The organism is Spirosoma agri (assembly GCF_010747415.1).
Classification (GTDB): domain Bacteria; phylum Bacteroidota; class Bacteroidia; order Cytophagales; family Spirosomataceae; genus Spirosoma; species Spirosoma agri.
Genome location: NZ_JAAGNZ010000002.1, coordinates 1,762,957 through 1,781,686 on the forward strand (window position 1 = coordinate 1,762,957; position 18,730 = coordinate 1,781,686).

Annotated in this window: 15 protein-coding genes; 8 read left to right on the top strand and 7 right to left on the bottom strand. The window is 50.4% G+C overall.

The window, feature by feature from the left end; all coding sequences use genetic code 11:
• Nucleotides 1–271 precede the first annotated feature (271 nt).
• The 5 genes from ygiD to GK091_RS23895 all read left to right on the top strand — a co-directional run bounded on the left by ygiD (nt 272) and on the right by GK091_RS23895 (nt 6,188).
• Nucleotides 272–1,153, top strand: a complete 882-nt coding sequence (gene ygiD, locus GK091_RS23875) for a 4,5-DOPA-extradiol-dioxygenase (protein ID WP_164042750.1) — start codon at nt 272–274, stop codon at nt 1,151–1,153.
• Nucleotides 1,154–1,646: 493 nt separating this feature from the next.
• On the top strand, nt 1,647–2,078 hold the full coding sequence (locus GK091_RS23880) for a MarR family winged helix-turn-helix transcriptional regulator (protein WP_164042752.1): 432 nt from the start codon (nt 1,647–1,649) through the stop codon (nt 2,076–2,078).
• 1 nt (nt 2,079) lies between these two features.
• Complete coding sequence (locus tag GK091_RS23885) at nt 2,080–3,402, top strand: TolC family protein (RefSeq protein WP_164042755.1); 1,323 nt, start codon at nt 2,080–2,082, stop codon at nt 3,400–3,402.
• Nucleotides 3,403–3,422: 20 nt separating this feature from the next.
• Nucleotides 3,423–4,532 carry an HlyD family secretion protein gene (locus tag GK091_RS23890; RefSeq protein WP_164042756.1) on the top strand — a complete coding sequence of 370 codons (1,110 nt, stop codon included), beginning with the start codon at nt 3,423–3,425 and terminating at the stop codon, nt 4,530–4,532.
• Between the two features lie 99 nt (nt 4,533–4,631).
• Nucleotides 4,632–6,188, top strand: a complete 1,557-nt coding sequence (locus GK091_RS23895) for a DHA2 family efflux MFS transporter permease subunit (protein ID WP_164042759.1) — start codon at nt 4,632–4,634, stop codon at nt 6,186–6,188.
• A 203-nt stretch (nt 6,189–6,391) separates the two neighbouring features.
• Here the strand turns inward: GK091_RS23895 and GK091_RS23900 are convergent, their stop codons facing one another.
• Both GK091_RS23900 and GK091_RS23905 read right to left on the bottom strand, forming a co-directional pair.
• Nucleotides 6,392–7,114 carry a DUF3667 domain-containing protein gene (locus tag GK091_RS23900; protein ID WP_164042760.1) on the bottom strand — a complete coding sequence of 241 codons (723 nt, stop codon included), beginning with the start codon at nt 7,112–7,114 and terminating at the stop codon, nt 6,392–6,394.
• Nucleotides 7,115–7,249: 135 nt separating this feature from the next.
• Entirely contained in the window at nt 7,250–7,903 is a 654-nt protein-coding gene (locus GK091_RS23905) for a hypothetical protein (RefSeq protein WP_164042762.1), read from the bottom strand.
• A 158-nt stretch (nt 7,904–8,061) separates the two neighbouring features.
• Here GK091_RS23905 and GK091_RS23910 point away from each other — a divergent pair, with 158 nt between their 5' ends.
• Nucleotides 8,062–8,814, top strand: a complete 753-nt coding sequence (locus GK091_RS23910) for a LytR/AlgR family response regulator transcription factor (RefSeq protein WP_164042764.1) — start codon at nt 8,062–8,064, stop codon at nt 8,812–8,814.
• A gap of 254 nt (nt 8,815–9,068) precedes the next feature.
• Nucleotides 9,069–9,521: a YybH family protein gene (locus tag GK091_RS23915; RefSeq protein WP_164042766.1), complete on the top strand. Its 453-nt coding sequence runs from the start codon at nt 9,069–9,071 to the stop codon at nt 9,519–9,521.
• Between the two features lie 95 nt (nt 9,522–9,616).
• Here the strand turns inward: GK091_RS23915 and GK091_RS23920 are convergent, their stop codons facing one another.
• Entirely contained in the window at nt 9,617–11,149 is a 1,533-nt protein-coding gene (locus tag GK091_RS23920; RefSeq protein ID WP_164042769.1) for a malate:quinone oxidoreductase, read from the bottom strand.
• A 405-nt stretch (nt 11,150–11,554) separates the two neighbouring features.
• Between GK091_RS23920 and GK091_RS23925 the strand changes: the two genes are divergently transcribed.
• Nucleotides 11,555–13,480: a glycoside hydrolase family 88/105 protein gene (locus tag GK091_RS23925; RefSeq protein ID WP_164042771.1), complete on the top strand. Its 1,926-nt coding sequence runs from the start codon at nt 11,555–11,557 to the stop codon at nt 13,478–13,480.
• A gap of 142 nt (nt 13,481–13,622) precedes the next feature.
• On the opposite strand, the gene GK091_RS23930 is transcribed toward GK091_RS23925, so the two are convergent.
• The 4 genes from GK091_RS23930 to GK091_RS23945 form a co-directional block, all read right to left on the bottom strand.
• Nucleotides 13,623–15,569, bottom strand: coding sequence for a heparinase II/III domain-containing protein (locus GK091_RS23930; RefSeq protein WP_164042773.1), 1,947 nt, complete (start codon nt 15,567–15,569; stop codon nt 13,623–13,625).
• 124 nt (nt 15,570–15,693) lie between these two features.
• Nucleotides 15,694–17,031, bottom strand: coding sequence for an MFS transporter (locus GK091_RS23935; RefSeq protein WP_164042775.1), 1,338 nt, complete (start codon nt 17,029–17,031; stop codon nt 15,694–15,696).
• Nucleotides 17,032–17,037: 6 nt separating this feature from the next.
• Nucleotides 17,038–17,703, bottom strand: coding sequence for a bifunctional 4-hydroxy-2-oxoglutarate aldolase/2-dehydro-3-deoxy-phosphogluconate aldolase (locus GK091_RS23940; protein WP_164042777.1), 666 nt, complete (start codon nt 17,701–17,703; stop codon nt 17,038–17,040).
• Nucleotides 17,700–18,707: a 2-dehydro-3-deoxygalactonokinase gene (locus GK091_RS23945; RefSeq protein ID WP_164042779.1), complete on the bottom strand. Its 1,008-nt coding sequence runs from the start codon at nt 18,705–18,707 to the stop codon at nt 17,700–17,702. Before GK091_RS23945 ends, GK091_RS23940 begins: the two co-directional genes overlap by 4 nt.
• Between the last annotated feature and the right edge of the window lie 23 nt (nt 18,708–18,730).

Here is an 18,730-nt window from a genome sequence, read left to right on the forward strand (position 1 = left end):
TCGTCGTGGTCGACGTTGGGATGAATCAACCAGAGGGAGGCCATATGTAGGTCAAAATAATCATTTTTTGTCGAGATAGAGTGCAATTGATTTTAGAAAATGTGCTGGATGACCGGCGATGCTGCGTCCCGGCATTCCAGGACGGACCAAAACAGAAATAAATGAACTAAAATTGATCGTATGATGTAGGTACATATAATGTAGGTGTACGCATAGATATTGCGCACTTCTGGTGTATGAGTCTGACGATGAGTGATTGTTTCGTAAGAAAATGAAACGTAACGAATTTTTAACCACCATGATCGGTACAACCATGTTAGCGGGGTTCCGGCAATTCACGGATGAGCTTCCGGAGCAGGGACCCGAAATGCCCGTTTTATTTGTGGGCCACGGATCGCCCATGAACGGCATCGAAACCAATGAATTCAGTAGCTATTGGGGACAACTGGCGAAGGAAATTCCCGTCCCGAAAGCTGTTCTGGTCATTTCGGCCCATTGGCTAAGCCGGGGCACGCACATTACGGCAATGGATTTTCCGAAAACGATCCACGATTTTGGCGGCTTCCCGAAAGCACTCTTTGATGTGCAGTATCCGGCTCCGGGTAGTTTGGCGTTGGCTAAAGAAACGGCGGGTTTGATTCATTCCACCGTCGTTGGTCTCGACCACGATTGGGGTCTCGATCATGGCACCTGGAGCGTTGTTCGGCAGATGTATCCAAAGGCTGACATTCCGGTGCTGCAATTAAGCATTGACTACACGAAAGACGCTCAGTATCATTACGATCTGGCGAAGGAATTAGCCGCACTCCGTCGGAAAGGCGTGTTGATTCTGGGGAGCGGCAATATGGTCCATAATTTACGGATGATTGGTCTGCCGAAATCCGGCGATTTTAACGAAGCGTACGGGCATGATTGGGCCATTCACATGAATGACACGTTCAAGAGGCTGATTATGAACGGTGATCATCAGTCGCTGATCCACTACGATCGGTTAGGACCGGAGGCCCGGCTGGCTATTCCATCACCCGATCATTACCTGCCGTTAATTTATACAATGGCGCTACAGGGAAAGCGCGATGCTGTTTCGTTTTTCAACGATAAGGCCGTTGCGGGTTCGCTGACCATGACGTCTGTAAAGATTGCGAATGCATAAATCACTCACGTCTACTGTGATCAACATTCTGACTGGATTAAGTGGGAGCTTGACCTAGCCAAACCAGAAGTGATAAAAGGCCCCGGTGATGTTCATCGGGGCCTTTGGCATTGGAAGACTTATCAGACGATCTGAAAATAGTATTCTCGTAGCGTTGAGTCCGTATTCGGTATGCCGTATCTCGAAGATACGGCATACCGAATACGGACTCAACGCTACGAGAATACGCTCAATTTAAAGGGTACATCTATCTTAAAATGCGATTAAAATTTAGGTAATTAAGAAGAATAGTATAAACGTGTAATGGCTTACTGTAATATATATATTCAAGTTAAATATTTGATAATTAGTGACTTATGTAAAATATAAAAATTTTATTAATAAATTTATTGATGGAATTGTACAATTTGTTTCTTCTCGTTTTCAGACTGTCGTTTAGACAAAACTTGTTTAAACAAATGTTGGTTATACCTTTGTTGCACCTTTAGAGAACATGAAAAAGCTGTTTCAAAATGAGTACCACCGGTTGATTGCCAACATCCACAAGACGGACGGATATATATTCAATTACTTCCAGCAGAAGCTGTCTCCGTTCGACTTGTCTGTGCAACAATACATTGCCTTGCGCCGATTATCAGAAGTTTATCCGGACAGCTTAGCCGCTGGTGAATTGAAAGAAAAGATGACGGATCTGAATTCGGACATGACCCGGCTCACGGATCGACTGGTTGCCAAAAAACTGGTTGTGCGGGCGATAGACCCTCAGAATCGCCGACGGGTTAACCTGTCCCTCACGGAAGAATCCTACCAGTTTGTTCAAGCGGTAGCCGTCGAATTTAAGGATTTTGACTCCATTGTCAGTCATCTGACGGATGAGGAAATACAGATTATGAATACACTCCTGGAAAAAATTAGAAATCGCTAATATGAAAAAGTACGTAATGGCAGTTGGCGTATGGCTGGCAGGTTTAAGTCTTGCCGTTGCCCAGTCGACGCCAGCCGTAATGCCGCTTGACAAGGCCGTTCAGCTGGCTTTGCAAAATAATAAAGGGATCAAGCTGGCCGATGTCCGTACGCAGGCGGCTGAAGCCCGTTCGCAGGAAGCCAAAGATCGTAGTTTGCCCCAGGCCAACGCGTCGCTTGCCTACTCGCGGTATAGCCTGACCGGTCCGTTTTCGCTGGGTGCCGGTAGTGAAGCGTTAACCATTCCGGCGGGTGCATTCAATGCGACTATTGGTGGTGTGACGATCAGTAAGGAAGTATTCGGGGGCTTCGCTGAAAAATCGGCGGAGAAGTCAGCTGAGTTATTGGCCAGGGCCAGTCATCTGGATGCCCAGCGTAACCGGTCTGAGCTGGTGTACACCGTAACGGATGCCTACTACAACATTGTCAAACTGGCCCGTTCGATCGGCGTTATCGAGCAAAATATCAAACAGTTCGACGAGCGGGAACGGGAGGCTAACAACCTGCTGAAAGAAGGTATCGTAACCGCCAATGAAGTGCTGAAAATCCAGTTGCAGAAAAACAACCTGCAACTGAGCCGCCTTCAGGTCGAGAAAGCCCGTCAAACCGCGCTTTACAACTTTAATCTGCTGGTTGGACTACCCGACGATCAGACGATCGCCATCGATACGACGCTGGTGAATCCCGTTACGGCGCTTGAGCCGCTGAATTCGTTTCTGACGCGGGCCGTGCAGGTGCGTCCGGAAGTGCAGGCCAATGCGCTCCGCGTGCAATCCGCGGAAGAGATGCTCCGGAACACGAAAAGCATCATGTATCCGCATTTGGGGGTGTCGGCTGGTTATAACTACATCAACCCGACGGCCCGCATCGTTCCTCAGGCGAGTTCGTTTATCAGTGCCTGGAACGTGGGCGCGGGCGTTTCGTACAACATCGGGTCGCTCTATAATCTGAAAGGGAAGCTGCATACAGCCCAGAACTCAATTGATCAGGCGACGCTGCAAGGTCAGCAGCAAAACGATCAGATTCGCAGTGAAGTGGTCACGGCCTACAACAACTATCAGCTGGCTCTGGAGCAGCAAAACGTGATTCGTACGGCGGTTGGGCAAGCTACGGAGAATTACCGCCTGACCGAATCACGGTTCCGGAATGGGTTGGTTGGCTCAACGGATTTGCTGGAAGCAGACAGTTTTTTGCTCCAGGCCCAGCTCAATGTTATTAACGCAACCGTAGATGCGCAACTGGCTTATCAGCGCCTGTTAAAAGCTACCGGTAACAACCTCAATTAATCTTGTATTGATCAGTAATCATGGATAAGAAAACTTTATTCCGCGTTGGGGGTGTCCTTATTTTGGCGGTTGCCCTCTTTTTTGGATACAGCGAATTTCGCTACCTGCAACGTCACGAAACGACTGACGACGCTCAGATCGATGGCGATGTCAATCCAGTCATACCGAAAGTTGGTGGGTATGTGAAAGAAATCCGGTTCAAAGACAACCAGTTCGTAAAAGAAGGCGATACGCTGTTCGTGCTGGATGATGCCGATTATAAAATTCGGGTGGCTCAGGCCGACGCAGCTCTGCAAAGTGCGATGGCTTCCGACCGGGTTTCGCGTTCGCAGGTAAACGTAGCGCTGGCCACGGTGCAGAGTTCGCAGGCTAGTGTACAAACGGCCCGCGATCAGGTAGCGACCGCTCAGGCTAACGTTGTGGCCGCTCAGGCCCGTGCGCGCAGAGCGAATCAGGATTTTGAACGCTACAGCCGGTTACTGGCCGAAAAAACAGTGCCACAACAACAGTTCGATGCTACGCAGGCTGAGCGCGATGCGGCTCAGGCTCAACTGCTGGCCGCGCAGGCTCAATTACGGACAGCGCAGTCGCAGGTCAATGCTGCGGGTACGCAAACGGGCGTGACGAGTTCGCAGAGTCGGGCTACGCAGGGGCAGATTTCAGTCGCTCAGGCGGTTATCAAGCAACGCAAAACGGATTTAGACCTGGCCAACCTTCAGCTATCGTACACGATTGTACGGGCTCCGGTGTCGGGGGTAGTGTCGAAACGGTCGGTGCAGATCGGGCAGTTGGTACAGGCAGGTCAGGCCGTTTGTTCGGTCGTTGGCAATTCGAACCTGTGGGTAACGGCTAACTTCAAAGAGACGCAGTTGCACCAGATGCAGCCCGGCCAGACCGTAGAGGTTGATGTCGATGCGTTTGAAGGTGAAAAGCTGAAGGGTCATGTTGGTTCGTTTGCGGGAGCGACGGGCGCTAAATTTTCGTTGCTGCCTCCCGACAACGCAACCGGTAACTACGTGAAAGTTGTTCAGCGGGTTCCGGTTCGGATCGAACTGGAGAAGAACAGCCAACTTTACGCGAAGCTGCGCCCTGGAATGAGCGTGACCGTAGCGGTGGATTTGCAGAAATAAACGGATTTCAGTGTTGGCGGGTTTTACCGCTCGCCAACACGATTGACGAATGAATGTCGGGTTTGAGAATCCGACACCACTAAAATTAGTACGAACAGTATGAAGTTAGGCTTTGATAAATGGATTGTCGTAATCACGGTCACGACAGCCGCCCTGCTGCAAACCATCGACTCGTCCATCGTTAACGTGACGCTTAACCAGATGATGGGTAACCTCGGCGCATCGCTGGGCGATATCAGCTGGGTCGTAACGGGCTACGCAGCCGCCAGTGCGGTCATGATTACCATGTCGGGTTGGTTGACCGCCAAACTGGGCCGCCGAAATTACTTTGCTGCATCGATTGTCCTGTTCACCATATCGTCTATATTCTGTGGAACGTCTACCAACGTGTGGGAATTGGTCTTTTTCCGGGTCGTGCAGGGAATTGGGGGTGGTGGTTTGCTGACGACGGCTCAGTCGATTCTGATTCAGACGTTTCCAAAAGAAGATTTAGGGATTGCCAACGCTATCTTCGGGATGGGCGTTATCATCGGACCATCGATCGGGCCTACGCTGGGGGGGTATATTACCGACAATCTGTCGTGGAACTGGGTATTTTACATCAACATTCCATTCGGTATTGCGGCTACGGTGCTGACCTATCTATTCATTAAAGAGCCCGCCGAGAAGCTGGAAGCGGGTAAGATGGACTGGCTGGCGTTGATACTTCTGACCATGGGCATCGGCGGGTTGCAGATCGTTCTGGAAAAAGGACAGGAAGAAGATTGGTTTACGTCGGAGTTTATCGTTGGTATGTCTATCGCGGCCGGCGTTGGCATTATCGGATTTATTTGGCGTCAGCTGGTCGTAAAACTGCCAATTCTGGACCTGAGCTTATTGCGTGAGCGCCGGTTTGCGGTGGGTACGTTATTTAACTTTATCCTCGGGTTCGGTCTGTTTGCGTCGGTGTTTATCATTCCGGTGTTCTGTCAGACCATTCTGGGCTTCACCGCCAGCCAGACAGGTTTGTTGCTCATGCCGGGATCAATTATGACGGGGCTGATGATGCCCATCGTGGGTGGCTTGCTGAGCAAGAATTATATTTCGCCCGTCTGGTACGCAGCCATTGGCTTTCTGTTGTTCTTCGGTTTCTGTTTCAATCTGTCGGCCATCAGCCTTGAAGCCGGACCCGATTATTTCTTCTGGCCGCTCATCGTTCGGGGTATCGGGATGGGCATGATCTTTATCCCGCTGACCACGATCACGTTAGCCGATCTGCCGGGCGTCAAGATTCCGCAGGGGTCTGCCTTGACCGGTATGATTCGTCAGCTGGGCGGTACGTTCGGAACGGCAATCATGACCACCTATATTTCGACCCGTACCATTCTCCATTCGTCGCGTCTGTCGGATAATGTATCGATTTACAATCCGCTATCCGCCGAACGGATCAGGCAGTATACGAACCTGTTTCTGTCAAAAGGTGATGCGCTGGCGACCGCAACGAGTAAGGCATACGGCATCATGCAGGGGGCTGTGATCAAGCAGGCGCTGGTCATGACCTATGCCGATTCGTTCCTGATTATCGGGGGATTCTTCCTGATCTGTGTACCGTTGCTGTTACTGTTTATTGGTAAGAAAATCGAAGCACCGGCCCACACGGAGATGGTGATGGAGTAGGAGCCTGAGTGGAAAGTCTGGATGCCAAGAGCGGCAGTTGTTTTCGCCCCCCTCAACACTCATTGAGGGGGGCGATTTACATTTATCGAATACGGTAGTTGACTAAGCTGTTGGGCTTCATCTTCGATACGGACTGTCTGCTTACCGGAAGCTACAGGTGCAGCGTACTGCCTCACCTTCCGTCTCAGGGATCGTAATTCGTTCTATTTTATGGCCAGATCAATCAGCGTTCCGAGCAGTAGCGCTGCCAGCGAGAAGGTTATCATGCCCAGCACATACGCACAGAGCGCCTTTACATAATTAGCAATCTTCCGCTTGTCGAAAAACTGACCTATCGCCCACGTGCAGTACCCTACGCCAACGATACCGGCAATCTGCATCGAACTCAGATGGGTTAGTCCCTGAAAAATGGCAAAAGCGGTAAAAATCAACATCGCCATTCCCATTACGAAACATAGGAGAATCAGAATTTCAAAAAAGTTATACCCGTACTTTCTGAAAAATAGCTTCGCCCAGAAAGCGATAAAGACGCCCATAATGATGTTAGCGTAACCATAGTGGTCTTGAATCCATTTAAAAATGACACCCGTGGTTGTCTTTTTGGCTTCGTCAAGTTTCATATAACCGTCTTCGATGTGGAAGAAGTGGTTTATGATCGTATACAGCAAAGACGTTATGATGATAAAGATGATGGGTTTTACAAGTCGACTTCTGTTTTCCGAAATATAATGCCTGACATTGTCGCCCGGACTTACCAGCAGTTCCCGGACCGTGTACAAAAGGCCCCGTTCAAAATGTAAGACGTGTTCAATTTCGTGTTTGATGTAATGACCATCAATACGCTTTAGGGCAACGGGCTGTCCGCAATGAGCACAGTACTTGTGCGTTACCTCTTGCTGGCAATTTGAGCAACTCAATGCTTGCATGGTTAAGTAGATAAAAGTAGCGTGTACGGTTTTGTTAATTCTTACTGACCCATCATTGATGCCGATGGTCGCAGAAGTTGACGTATAAGCGCACAATATAGACAAACTGGGTTATTTCTGGTGCTGCCATACGGGCTAAATTACCGGATTTGCTGGGTTACTTTTCGTACGTGCTCGTTTCCAAATGAAGTAAACGATTAGGCCAAAGCCAATTGCCGAAGGAAGAATCTGGCTGTGCGGCTGATAACTAGACAGCACGGTACCGCCAAAAGCCGACGCCAGGGCGCTATAAGCCGATACCATTTTGTAGATGTGTTCGTAGAGCCACTCTTTTTTGAGCCGTTGGAAGAGCCAGATATATTTGATCAAATCGTAACCTGCCACCAGGACCAGAGCCAGAAGCGTGGGGTAAATTACGGTGGGAGACCAGTGGCCGCCCGATAGTTGCATGGATCGTAGGTACAAGCCACCCGTGATCAACACAACCACGGCCAGCGACGCGTCCAGCCACGAAGCGCGTCGTTCACGGAGCCTACTGATGCGGTATCCCGAATAGCCTACGTAGCCAGACAATAGGGTCAGAATAACCAAAAAGGAATTGGATCGAAAGAAGAGTATTCCCACGAAAGCCGTGGCCACTACGACCGTTAGTACGTATAAAAACCAGCGTCCATAACGAACGTGCTGCGGGGCGCGGTTCTGGTAGAAGAGCGCTATTGAACCAATAAGTAAGCCAAGGATTCCAAAAATAATGTGGACAACGATGTTGACCGTATGAAGCGTTTGCATGGGAAGACTTCCGGGTTGTTGGCGGGCCGGACTGTCGTAAAATTGGGCAGGTATGAGCGGGGTGGCAAGCCTTTCGTGACCAAGTAATCCGGGCTGTGACGAACGCCTTTTGTCACCTAATGCATGGCTGTACAGGTTCTGGATTGTAATTTAGGGGTATGAAACGCAACCCGCTTCTGAATCATTTCGTCGTACGTAATTGGCTGGGGCTGCTCGCTTTGCTGGCTGTTCACTTCCTGGCCGACATGTACGCTATGGATCAGCGGGTAGGCTTTTCGAAGCTGTCGCCTTACATGTATCTGTGGATGCTGTACGGTTGGCTGGTTTTTCACAACCGTGTTCTGTTTGAACGGCTGTTTCTACAAGGCAAGAAAGTAATCTACTTTGGCTGTCTGCTGCTGCTCATGGCGTTGGGGTCGTTCAATATGAACTTCATTCTGAAAACGCAATTTGCTACTACTCATTCCCTTCCGCATCTGGTCAATTTTTGGGTGTACACCGTCACGGGGTTAGGCGTATATGTGACGTATCGGTATATCGGTATGCAAGGGCAAAACGAAAGGCAACCCGTCGAAGAAACGAAGACGACGCCCGACGTAACGGATACTTTTTCTTGTATGGTGGATGGCGTGCGTCAGGTGATTACCTATCCTGATATTCGCTATATCGAGAGCCTAGAAAACTACGTTAAGGTCTTCACGAAATCGAAAACGTACATTACGCGGATGACCCTGAAGGAAGCCGAAGAGCGACTGCCCAAACGGTTATTTGTCCGCATCAGCCGGTCGTCTATCGTGAACACGGCACATGTTGACACAATCGAGTCTGACACGGTTCGGATCGGAACAAAAGAATTGCGCATCGGTAAAGTATACAAACGATATGTAGCCGGACAACTAGCTGGAGAATAAAATAACAGAGGTTAGATTCTTTACAAATACAGAGCCGCTTGTATGCTGAAGCGCATACGAGTGAGCGTTTATCAGTCACTTACTTCTGAATCGGATAGTCGGAAAACTATCCGATTTTTTGTGATACAGGGTGCATACTTTCAGTAGACAAACATGCTACCGTTAACTAATGTAACGGTAAGCTTAAAGAAAATTAATCCTGAATCACTACTATTTTTTTGAATGTTGTACTTCATAATCAAATACTTATAGCTATGAAAAAGGTGTTTTTTAGTGTTGCGCTGCTTCTGCTGGCGAATCTGTCGGGTTTTGCGCAGAAAGACATGAAAACGGCTATTGTAGCGGCCAATCAGAAGTTTATGGATGCGTTGGCTAAAGGGGCAACGACTATGGGAAGCCTGTACACCACGGATGCACAATTGTTCCCGCCCAATAGTGATATTATTCAGGGTAGTACTGCTATTGGTACGTTCTGGAAAGGTGGGTTTGATTCGGGCCTTAAATGGGCAAAACTGGAAACGCTTGAAGCCACACAGGAAGGTGAGGTGATTGTTGAGGTTGGCCGCTATACATTGTATACGACAAACGATGTTCAGATTGATATGGGCAAGTACATCGTGATCTGGAAACAGGAAAAAGGCGACTGGAAACTCCACCGAGACATCTTTAACACGAATGCGCCCCAAGCGGGTACGGCATCGAAATGAAAGCCGACCTGAGCGCGCTGTGAACCTAATAAATACGACGTGGTAGCACGGTTTTTAAATCGTACCACCACGTCGTATTGACTGGAGTCTAAAGGCTAGTGTTTCTCGTCAGGGGTATACTCGTACACGCCCAGGCCAAGCACTTCGCTGGTCTGTTTCCGAAGTTCGATACCGAGTTCCGGATTGTTGGCCAGTACCTGACCGTAACTCGGAATCATGGCTTTCAACTTCTGCTGCCACGCTTCGGTCGCTAGTTGGTCGGGGAAGCAACGTTTTAGCAGGTCGAGCATGATCGATACCGCTGTTGATGCCCCCGGCGATGCGCCCAGCAACGCGGCAATGCTACCGTCGGCGGCACTGACTACCTCTGTGCCAAATTCGAGTACGCCACCTTCGTGTTCATCTTTCTTGATCACCTGCACCCGCTGACCGGCAACTTCCAGCTCCCAGTCTTCCATTTTGGCATCCGGGTAATACTCGCGCAGCGCTGCCAGCCGATCCTCCGGTGACTGCAAGACCTGCTGAATCAGGTACTTCGTCAGCGGAATATTGTGCATGCCCGCCATCAGCATCGGGGCCATATTGCTCAGCTGAATGGACTTGGGCAGATCCATATACGAACCACTTTTCAGGAATTTCGTCGAGAAGCCGGCGTATGGGCCAAACAGCAGTTCGCGTTTCCCTTCGATCATGCGCGTGTCCAAGTGAGGCACCGACATCGGCGGAGCACCCACCGACGCTTTTCCGTAAACCTTTGCCTGATGCCGTTCGATGACTTCGGGGTTCACGCATTTGAGCCACTGCCCACTAACGGGGAAACCGCCAAATCCGCGACTTTCGGGAATGTCCGATTTTTCGAGCAGACGAAGTGAACCACCACCCGCACCGATAAAAATAAACTGGGTCTGTACGTCACGTACCTGATTCGTGGTGACGTTCTCTACCCGTAGTTTCCAGCCGCCGAGCGATTTGGAACGCCACAGGTCACGCACTTCATGGGCAAAATATAAACGAACGCCCGGCATATCGGTCAGCCGACGAAACATGGCCCGTGTGAGCGCACCAAAATTTACATCCGTACCGATTTCCATGCGCGTTGCGGCTACCGGCTGATCCGGATTGCGGTCCTCCATTACGATCGGCATCCATTCGGTCAGTTGTTCCTTGTTTTCGGAATACTGCATGCCATGAAAGAGGTAGTTCTGCTGAAGTGCCTCGAAGCGTTTCCGCAAATAGTTTACGTTCTCCGCGCCCCACACAAAGCTCATGTGTGGAATGGACCGGATAAAGTTAGGCGCATCGCTGAGAAAACCTTCCTCAACGAGGTAGGACCAGAACTGTTTCGATTGTTCGAACGACTCGGCAATTTTGACCGCTTTAGCCGGATCGATGGTACCGTCTTCCTTTTCGGGCGTGTAGTTCAGTTCGCAGAAAGCCGAGTGACCCGTACCCGCGTTGTTCCAGGCATCGGAGCTTTCGGCGGCTGCGCTGTCGAGCCGCTCGTAGATTTCGATGGTCAGGTCGGGTTGCAACTCTTTCAGCAGCACGCCTAGTGTTGCACTCATGATACCGGCACCGATTAGAATGACATCGGGGCCTTTTTGTACAGATTTATTTCGATTCGCCATGATGATCGGCAGAGGTATGTATTCTTTGTAATTACAAATTTCGGGGTTTGCTTGTTCCGAATGAGTAGCCAAGTAAAAATAAGTGCCGTGCCCCGGCGTAAAACTCAGAAAATAGTCCGCCAATAAAACGAAAATAAAATCTTTAGGCAATTGACAATCAAGTGCATAGGCGTTGGCGGAATGTTAGAAAAAAACTTTATCTAAAAATTTGTCAGTTGTGCCTATTGTGGGAAGATGCGCTGAACGAACGGCGGCTATTTTTGCCGAATTTGGTTTATTTAAAGGTATAATTGGCTTTATGCATTTAGCGTGTGTAAACGGTTCTGTGCCGGAGAGCCAGCTTCCTGAAAGACAGTAGAAACCGACCTTAATTTCCCTATATAGTTGTTGACCACGAAATGACCGATGAAGAAAATTACGTTCCTGATCCTGTTTGTCCTGCCGTACTATTTGGTTGCGCAATCCGGTACATCCGTTCAGTTGCCCTGGTCGCAACGAATGGCCGCCAGCATTATGACCACCAACGCCGACTCTATTGCTTATCCCAACAAGATGGCGCGTTGGGAATACGAAACGGGCGTGTTATTGCAATCGCTCGAACTGGTGTGGTATCGCACGGGTGATGTTCGGTATTTTAAGTACATTCAGCAGAACATGGATCGGTTCGTGAGAGACGATGGCACCATCCGAACCTACGATCTGGATCATTTCAACATCGATTACGTTACGCCGGGTCGGTCGTTGCTGATGCTCTACCAGCAGACGCTGCCCAACAAGGAAAAATACAAAAAAGCGGCTGATCTGCTCCGCCAGCAACTGGCCAAACAACCCCGCACGAACGAAGGTGGATTCTGGCATAAAAAAATATACCCCAATCAGATGTGGCTCGATGGCCTGTACATGGCCGAGCCCTTTTATGCCGAATACACCCGCCTGTTCGACCGTGACGGGAAGGGTTTCACCGATATTATTAACCAATTTGTGTGGATGGAGCAGCACGCCCGCGATTCGAAAACGGGATTGCTGTATCACGGCTGGGATGAGAGCCGTCAGCAGAAGTGGGCCGATCCGAAAACGGGTAAATCACCAAATTTCTGGAGCCGGTCCATTGGCTGGTACGTGATGGCACTGGTCGATGTGCTGGATTACATACCGGCTGATCATCCGCGACGGGGTGAGTTGGTGGCTATCCTGCAACGGTTGATGCCAGCGGTGGTGAAATACCAGGACCCGAAAGAAGGGTGTTGGTATCAGGTAACGGATCGGGGTGGCGATAAAAACAACTACCTGGAAGCGTCAGGAACAGCCATGTTCGTGTACGGACTAGCCAAAGGCGTGCGGCTGGGGTACTTGCCTGCATCGATGATGAGCTACGCAAAAAAGGGGTACGCCGGTATGCTGAAAAACTTCATCTCGACCGACGATGCCGGACTCATTCACCTTGAGAAGACCGTGAGCGTCAGTGGACTCGGGGGCGAACCTTACCGGGATGGCAGCTATGAATACTACCTGCGTGAGCCAATCCGCAAGGATGATCTGAAAGGAGTTGGCCCGTTTATTATGGCTAGTGTCGAAATGGAAACCGCAGAGGAACTGGGGATTGGGAAAGGCAAAACGGTTGGCGTCGATACGTACTTCAACCACGAGTTTCGCAAAGGTACAGACCCGAATCAGCCGGAACCTTTTCATTACACCTGGGATGACCGTCAGCATTCGGGTTTCTGGCTGTGGGGGCGCACCTTCCGCGATCTGGGCGCTAAAACCGTTCTGGTGCCAACCGCACCGACGGCCGCTTCGCTAAAAGGTGTTGACGTGTATATCATCGTTGATCCTGATACGCCAAAAGAAACCGCTAAGCCGAACTACGTGAACCCAGCCGATAGCAAAGCGATTGGCGATTGGGTGAAAGCGGGTGGGGTTCTGGTGCTCATGGCCAACGATACATCCAACTGTGAACATACTCACTTCAATCAACTGGCCGCTACCTTCGGCTTACAGTTTCTGCCCAAAAATGTCAATATGGTGAAAGGGGACCAGTTTGAGCAGGGGTCGGTGATCATTCCGGCGGGTAATCCGATTTTTACCCATACCAAAGAGGTTTACATCAAAGAATTGTCTCCGCTTGATGTGAAAGCGCCGGCTAAATCGGTGGTGAGTGCGGGCGACAACGTGATCATGGCCGTTGCCCGTGTGGGCAACGGTACGGTGTTCGCGGTGGGCGATCCGTGGCTGTACAATGAATACACGGACGGACGCAAAATACCGGCTCGTTACGAAAACTTCCAGGCTGGCAAAGACCTCGCAACCTGGTTATTGACGCAGGTAAAATAAGCCTGATGAAGAGCGGTTAGAAAGCTGGACAGGTTAGCTGTAACCAAGAACAGCTCATCTTTGGCTGCTGATTCTGGTAATGACAGAGACATACCCGAACGCTTCAATAACCGGACTGGTTGTTGATTGCCGCTTTCCTACGCTACTCAGCAATGACGAAAGTCAGTTTATCCGAGGGCTTTGGGGTCAGCACCGTGAAATTGATCCGATAAATAGTATCACCCCACTTGGTAATAATGCCCCGGTCTTCGGGAGCATCCAGCTTAACCTTTTCGATGGATGGCCGCATCTGTTTGGGATCGTATCGTACCACAAAATTTTTGGCCTGATCGCCTTTGGGTGCGTAGTGGATGATCAGTTCGCCGGGCTTCCCGACTTCGGCTGGATAACACGTCATCAGGTGTTGTGTGAGGGAACTGGCATTGGTCAGTTTAATCGCATCGTCGATCTGAACGTTCTGGCCCCGGTTGAGCTGAATAGTTCGCTGCCAGCTGGTTATGCCCGCATCCTTCGGATACGCCTGTGTCAGATCGACCGAAAATCGGGTCGATGCGTTATCAGTTTTATATGCCACATTCGACGCTCTGAACGACATGCCGGGTAGTTGATCTTTACCGTTTATCGTCGGCAGATTATGGAAATCTGAGCAGTTATACCAGATGTCGTAGCGCTTGTTGCTGAACGTTTTAGCGGTGTACGTACCGCGTCCCACGTCGATCAACAGCGGCTGGCCATCGTAATACACCACGTAATTGCCAATGTCGTTGTGGTTATGGCTTTCGTCGTTGTGCCCACCCTTGGCCGCTACATAAAACCCGTTCGTTGTGCCTGCCTGATCGCGGGCGGCAAAGACCTGAAGGTCAGGTAGCCATACATTTTTGGGGAGCGGCAAGCCCTGGGCCGCCTTCTGGTATTCGTCCTGCATGAAGAGCGAATAAAAATGCCGGAAGTAGTGAAACTTGCCAATGGAGCCATCTTCGGGCGTGCGGTAGAAGGCTCCGAATTTCATCATATCCGGGTCGTTGATCGCTTTACCGTACCGATAGATCATCGTCGCGGCCATACCGGGCTGCGGGTCCGCATCGGCAAAATTCAGAAAGTAGTTCTCGCTGATCTGGGCGCGGTAAATGAAGCGGCCCATGTTGCGAAATTTCTCGTCGGCGTATACATACTGGAACGCGTCGTTGCTGGCCAGATTGAGCATGGCGATGTTGTCATACAACGAAGCGGCAGCAGCTCCCCAATAACTCGGTCCTTCGTCGCAGCCCCCATCCGGCGGGTATGGGTTCAGGAATTCATCGAGTACGTCGAGTAATTTGGCCACCGATGCCGTCCGTTTCTCGTCGTCTTTTTCGAGGAGCAAAACCGCATTCAGCCAGTTCGAGCAAATCCAGGGGTTCCAGTTGTTCGGGGCGCGCCCGTTAGCCGTTTTTGTCATCCAGCCGTGTGGCTTGGTCATGAGCGGCCCAAAAATCCGGTAGTTGGTTTCGCTATATATTCGCTTACGGATCTGGGGTGAAACCGCATCCAGTTTGTCGCCCAGGTAATAATCGACCCAGGCCAGATACGTCGCGGTTTCGGCGGCAAACAAATCGACAAAGGGTTTCGACACATCCATCAAACCCGCGTAGTCTTTCGACTTGGGCAGGTGTGCGGGCACACCCCAGAACGACTCTTCGCAGATGGACCACACGCCATCGATAATGGGATCGACGAACCGGCCTTTGTTCTCGTAGATTTCGGCCAGCAGCAGTGTGCCCAATACTTCCCGTTTCTCAAAACTCACCGCCTGAAACTGATCCCGGTCGCCGGTTCGTTCAATGAGCAGTGATTTTGTCGCTGGTATGTACGGCCATTTGTAGTCGAGGTACGATTCGGCTTTTCGGAGGTAGGCCTGCATCATCGTTTGGTCGGCTTTGGCCCATCCGGCTCGATCATCCCGTTTGGGGAAAGGCGTCCATCGTGCCTGCGGAATCAGCACTTTTTTCAACTCATTCGGCGGAAATTTACCACTGAGCAAATTCGGCTTCTGGGCGTAAGCGGAAAGGCTCAGGAAGATCGTTGTGATCAGGACTAAAAATAGTTGCATGGATTGAGCGTCAGACAGAGGTTGGACTGAACGATTAAAATAAAACTACCTGGCAGTGCAACTGCACAAATCGACTAGACAAGTCTGGGTGAAAAGAACAGTTTGCCGTGTTCTTTCTCGGTCTTTACAATAAACGTTCTACCTCGATCTTCGGAGCTTTCCGTGTGAGCAGATGAATGATTGTCCAGGCGATGAGGTAGGTGAACGCGCAGATCGTGAACAGCAGATTGTAGCCCCCCGCCAGATTGCCGGCAGCCTTATACTTGTCTAACAAACTGCCGACCAGAATCGGGAACAGAATGCCACCGATGGCACCCGCCGTACCTGCGATACCCACCACCGAACTGACAGCCTGCTTGGGAAACAGATCCGACGCGAGCGTAAACACATTCGTTGCCCACGCCTGGTGAACAGCCACGGCTACGCTTAACAATCCCACCGCTACCCAGACATCGGTAACGAACTGGGCCAGCATGATCGATATTTCGACGAGGGCAAAGGCGAACAAAACGGTCTTTCGCGCCTTTACGGTAGCCCATCCTCTTTTGATCAGACTGGATGACAGGTAGCCCCCGCCGATACTGCCGAGTGTGGTGGCCGTATAAATCAGCATCAGTTCAACGCTCGGTTTCTTCAAATCCAGATTGAACGTAGACGAAAAATAGGAGGGAAGCCAGAAGAGAAAAAACCAGTAAATGGGGTCGATCAGCCCCTTGCCCGTAATGACGGCCCAGGTCTGGGGAAATGTGAATAGTTTTAACCAGTTGATCGAGCTTTTGTCCGCTGACTCATCCGGGGCTTCCTGCCCACTGGTGATGTACTGGTATTCTGCCGCTGATAAGCGCGATTGCCGGGCTGGAATATCGTAGAATATCAACCAGAAAATCAGCCACACGAACCCCAGCGCGCCCGTGATCCAGAAAACTTCGTGCCAGCCGTAGTTGGTCAATATCCAGGGAACAATCAGCACCGCGACGACCACACCGATACTGGTTCCGGCGTTGAAGAGACCCGTTGCCAGTCCGCGTTCTTTCTGAGGGAACCACTCGGCTACGGTTTTTACGGCGGCTGGATAATTGCCTGCTTCGCCGATGCCCAGCCCAATTCGGGCGATGCTAAAACCGAAAACACTCCGGGCAATGGCGTGCAGCATACCCGCCACGCTCCAGATAATGATGGTGATCGAGTAGCCCACTTTCGTGCCAATCTTGTCGATTATCCAGCCAAACACCAGTAGCCCTACCGCGTAGGCTGCCGTAAACGCCATAACGATATGGGCAAAATCGGTTTCGGTCCAGGTGAATTCTTTTTCCAGAATCGGCTTCAACAAACCAATAATCTGTCGATCGAGATAATTGATTGTCGTGGCCGTGAATAACAGAATAACGATGATCCACCGATAATTCTGCGTTTTGGCAGGAGTCACGAGCGTAGGGGTTTTGGGCGGCTGATTGACGTGCATGGTTAGTTAGTTTATGTCGGACGTTACAGGCAGCTTTTTGACAAATTCCCGGAAGTGTTGCGTTAATCCGGCCCAATCGTTCCGCCTGATAAGATCCTTGTCGAAGAGGTGTCCGCCAACGCCAAGCCCATCGGCTCCAGCCTGGAAATACGCAGCCATATTGTCTATGCTGATACCGCCCGTTGGCACCAACTTTACCTGATCGAGTGGGGCTTTTACGTCCTTTATGTAGTCCGGTCCCAGCGACGTGGCCGGATACACCTTGACCATTGACGCCCCTAATGACCAGGCCAGATAAATTTCGGATGGCGTAAACGCGCCGGGAAAAATAGGAATGCCCCGCTTCACGCTGGCCTTGATCACTTTTTTGTTGATAACGGGTGTCACAATGAACTGTGCGCCGGCATCTAGCGCCTTGTGCAGATCATCTTTAGTGCAAACGGTTCCTGCGCCGATATTCAGGCCATCGCCGTAATTGTCTATAGCGTGTCGGATCATGGCCTGAGCGCCCGAAGTATTCATCGTTATTTCCAGCGTGGTCAGTCCGGCTTCCCGATAAATCGGCAGTAGCTGCTTAACTACGTCGAATGATAACCCCCGTATGATACCGATCAAAGGTGCTTTCGAAAATAAGGCCCAGGAGAAAGGGGGCTGCGTTGCGTGGTCGCTCATTTGTTTACGGCTACTAGCTGGTTTTGAACAATCTTTACTTGCCCGGCAATGGTGGCCTGGTCGATCAAATCGGCAGAAATCGTCATGGTCCGGTCCGATAAATTAAGTTCTTCGATGGCCAGTTTATACAACTCATACAGGTTTGAGCCACTGCACAAAATCAATGACCAGTCTTTCTGATCGATCAGCGATTTCAGTTCGTCGCCAATCAACAGGCCGCTTAGGTACAGTGTATTTTGTTTTTTCGTTAGCAGATCGAACAATTGATTCGTTCGTACCTGAAATAAGTTGTTCAGGATCGAGGAAGCCGTTGATTCGTGAATGCCCAACTTAAAGCCGTCTAACTCATTATCGGAAAAGGTCGTCAATCCGGTGGGCTCAATCGAATCTTTCAAAATGCTGTAGTGCGACATGAGGTTGAATACTTCACCCGTCATAAAGGTCTGCAAGTCAACCACCTGCTGGTTTTGTATGTAGATGTGCTTGGAATGAGTGCCGGGAAAGATCAGAATGGCATCGTTAACGGTATGGTGGAGGGTATCCAATAACGCCAGTAAGCCAATCAGTTGGGTTTCTTCGCCCCGCATTACGTCGTGGGTTGTCCGAACGCCGGAAATCAGGAAGATGTCGTGCGGAAAATCGGGTTGTGCTTCAAGGCGTTTGACACTGGCCTGACTCCCATCGACCGGGAAGGGTAGCGTGGCATACGGAACCTCATCCATACCAATCGACGATGAGGCCATTCCCGAAATAACAACGGCAATGGTATCCAGATTTAGCGTCACGTTAGCCGCCAGTGCATCGATCTGACGTTTTAGCCGCTGCTGAAAGAAATGCGCTCTGGCAACGGTATTGGTTTCATCGGATGCTTTCCAGGCGGTAAACGTACTGGCGACGCCCTCCTGCGAAGTCACTTCGCCAATTACCCGAAGATCGGTTGTTCGTATTAGCCGAAGCCGGAAAGATGACGTTCCCCAGTCGCAACCTAATAGATAGTTTGTCATGAATTCGTTCTGTTAAATACTGG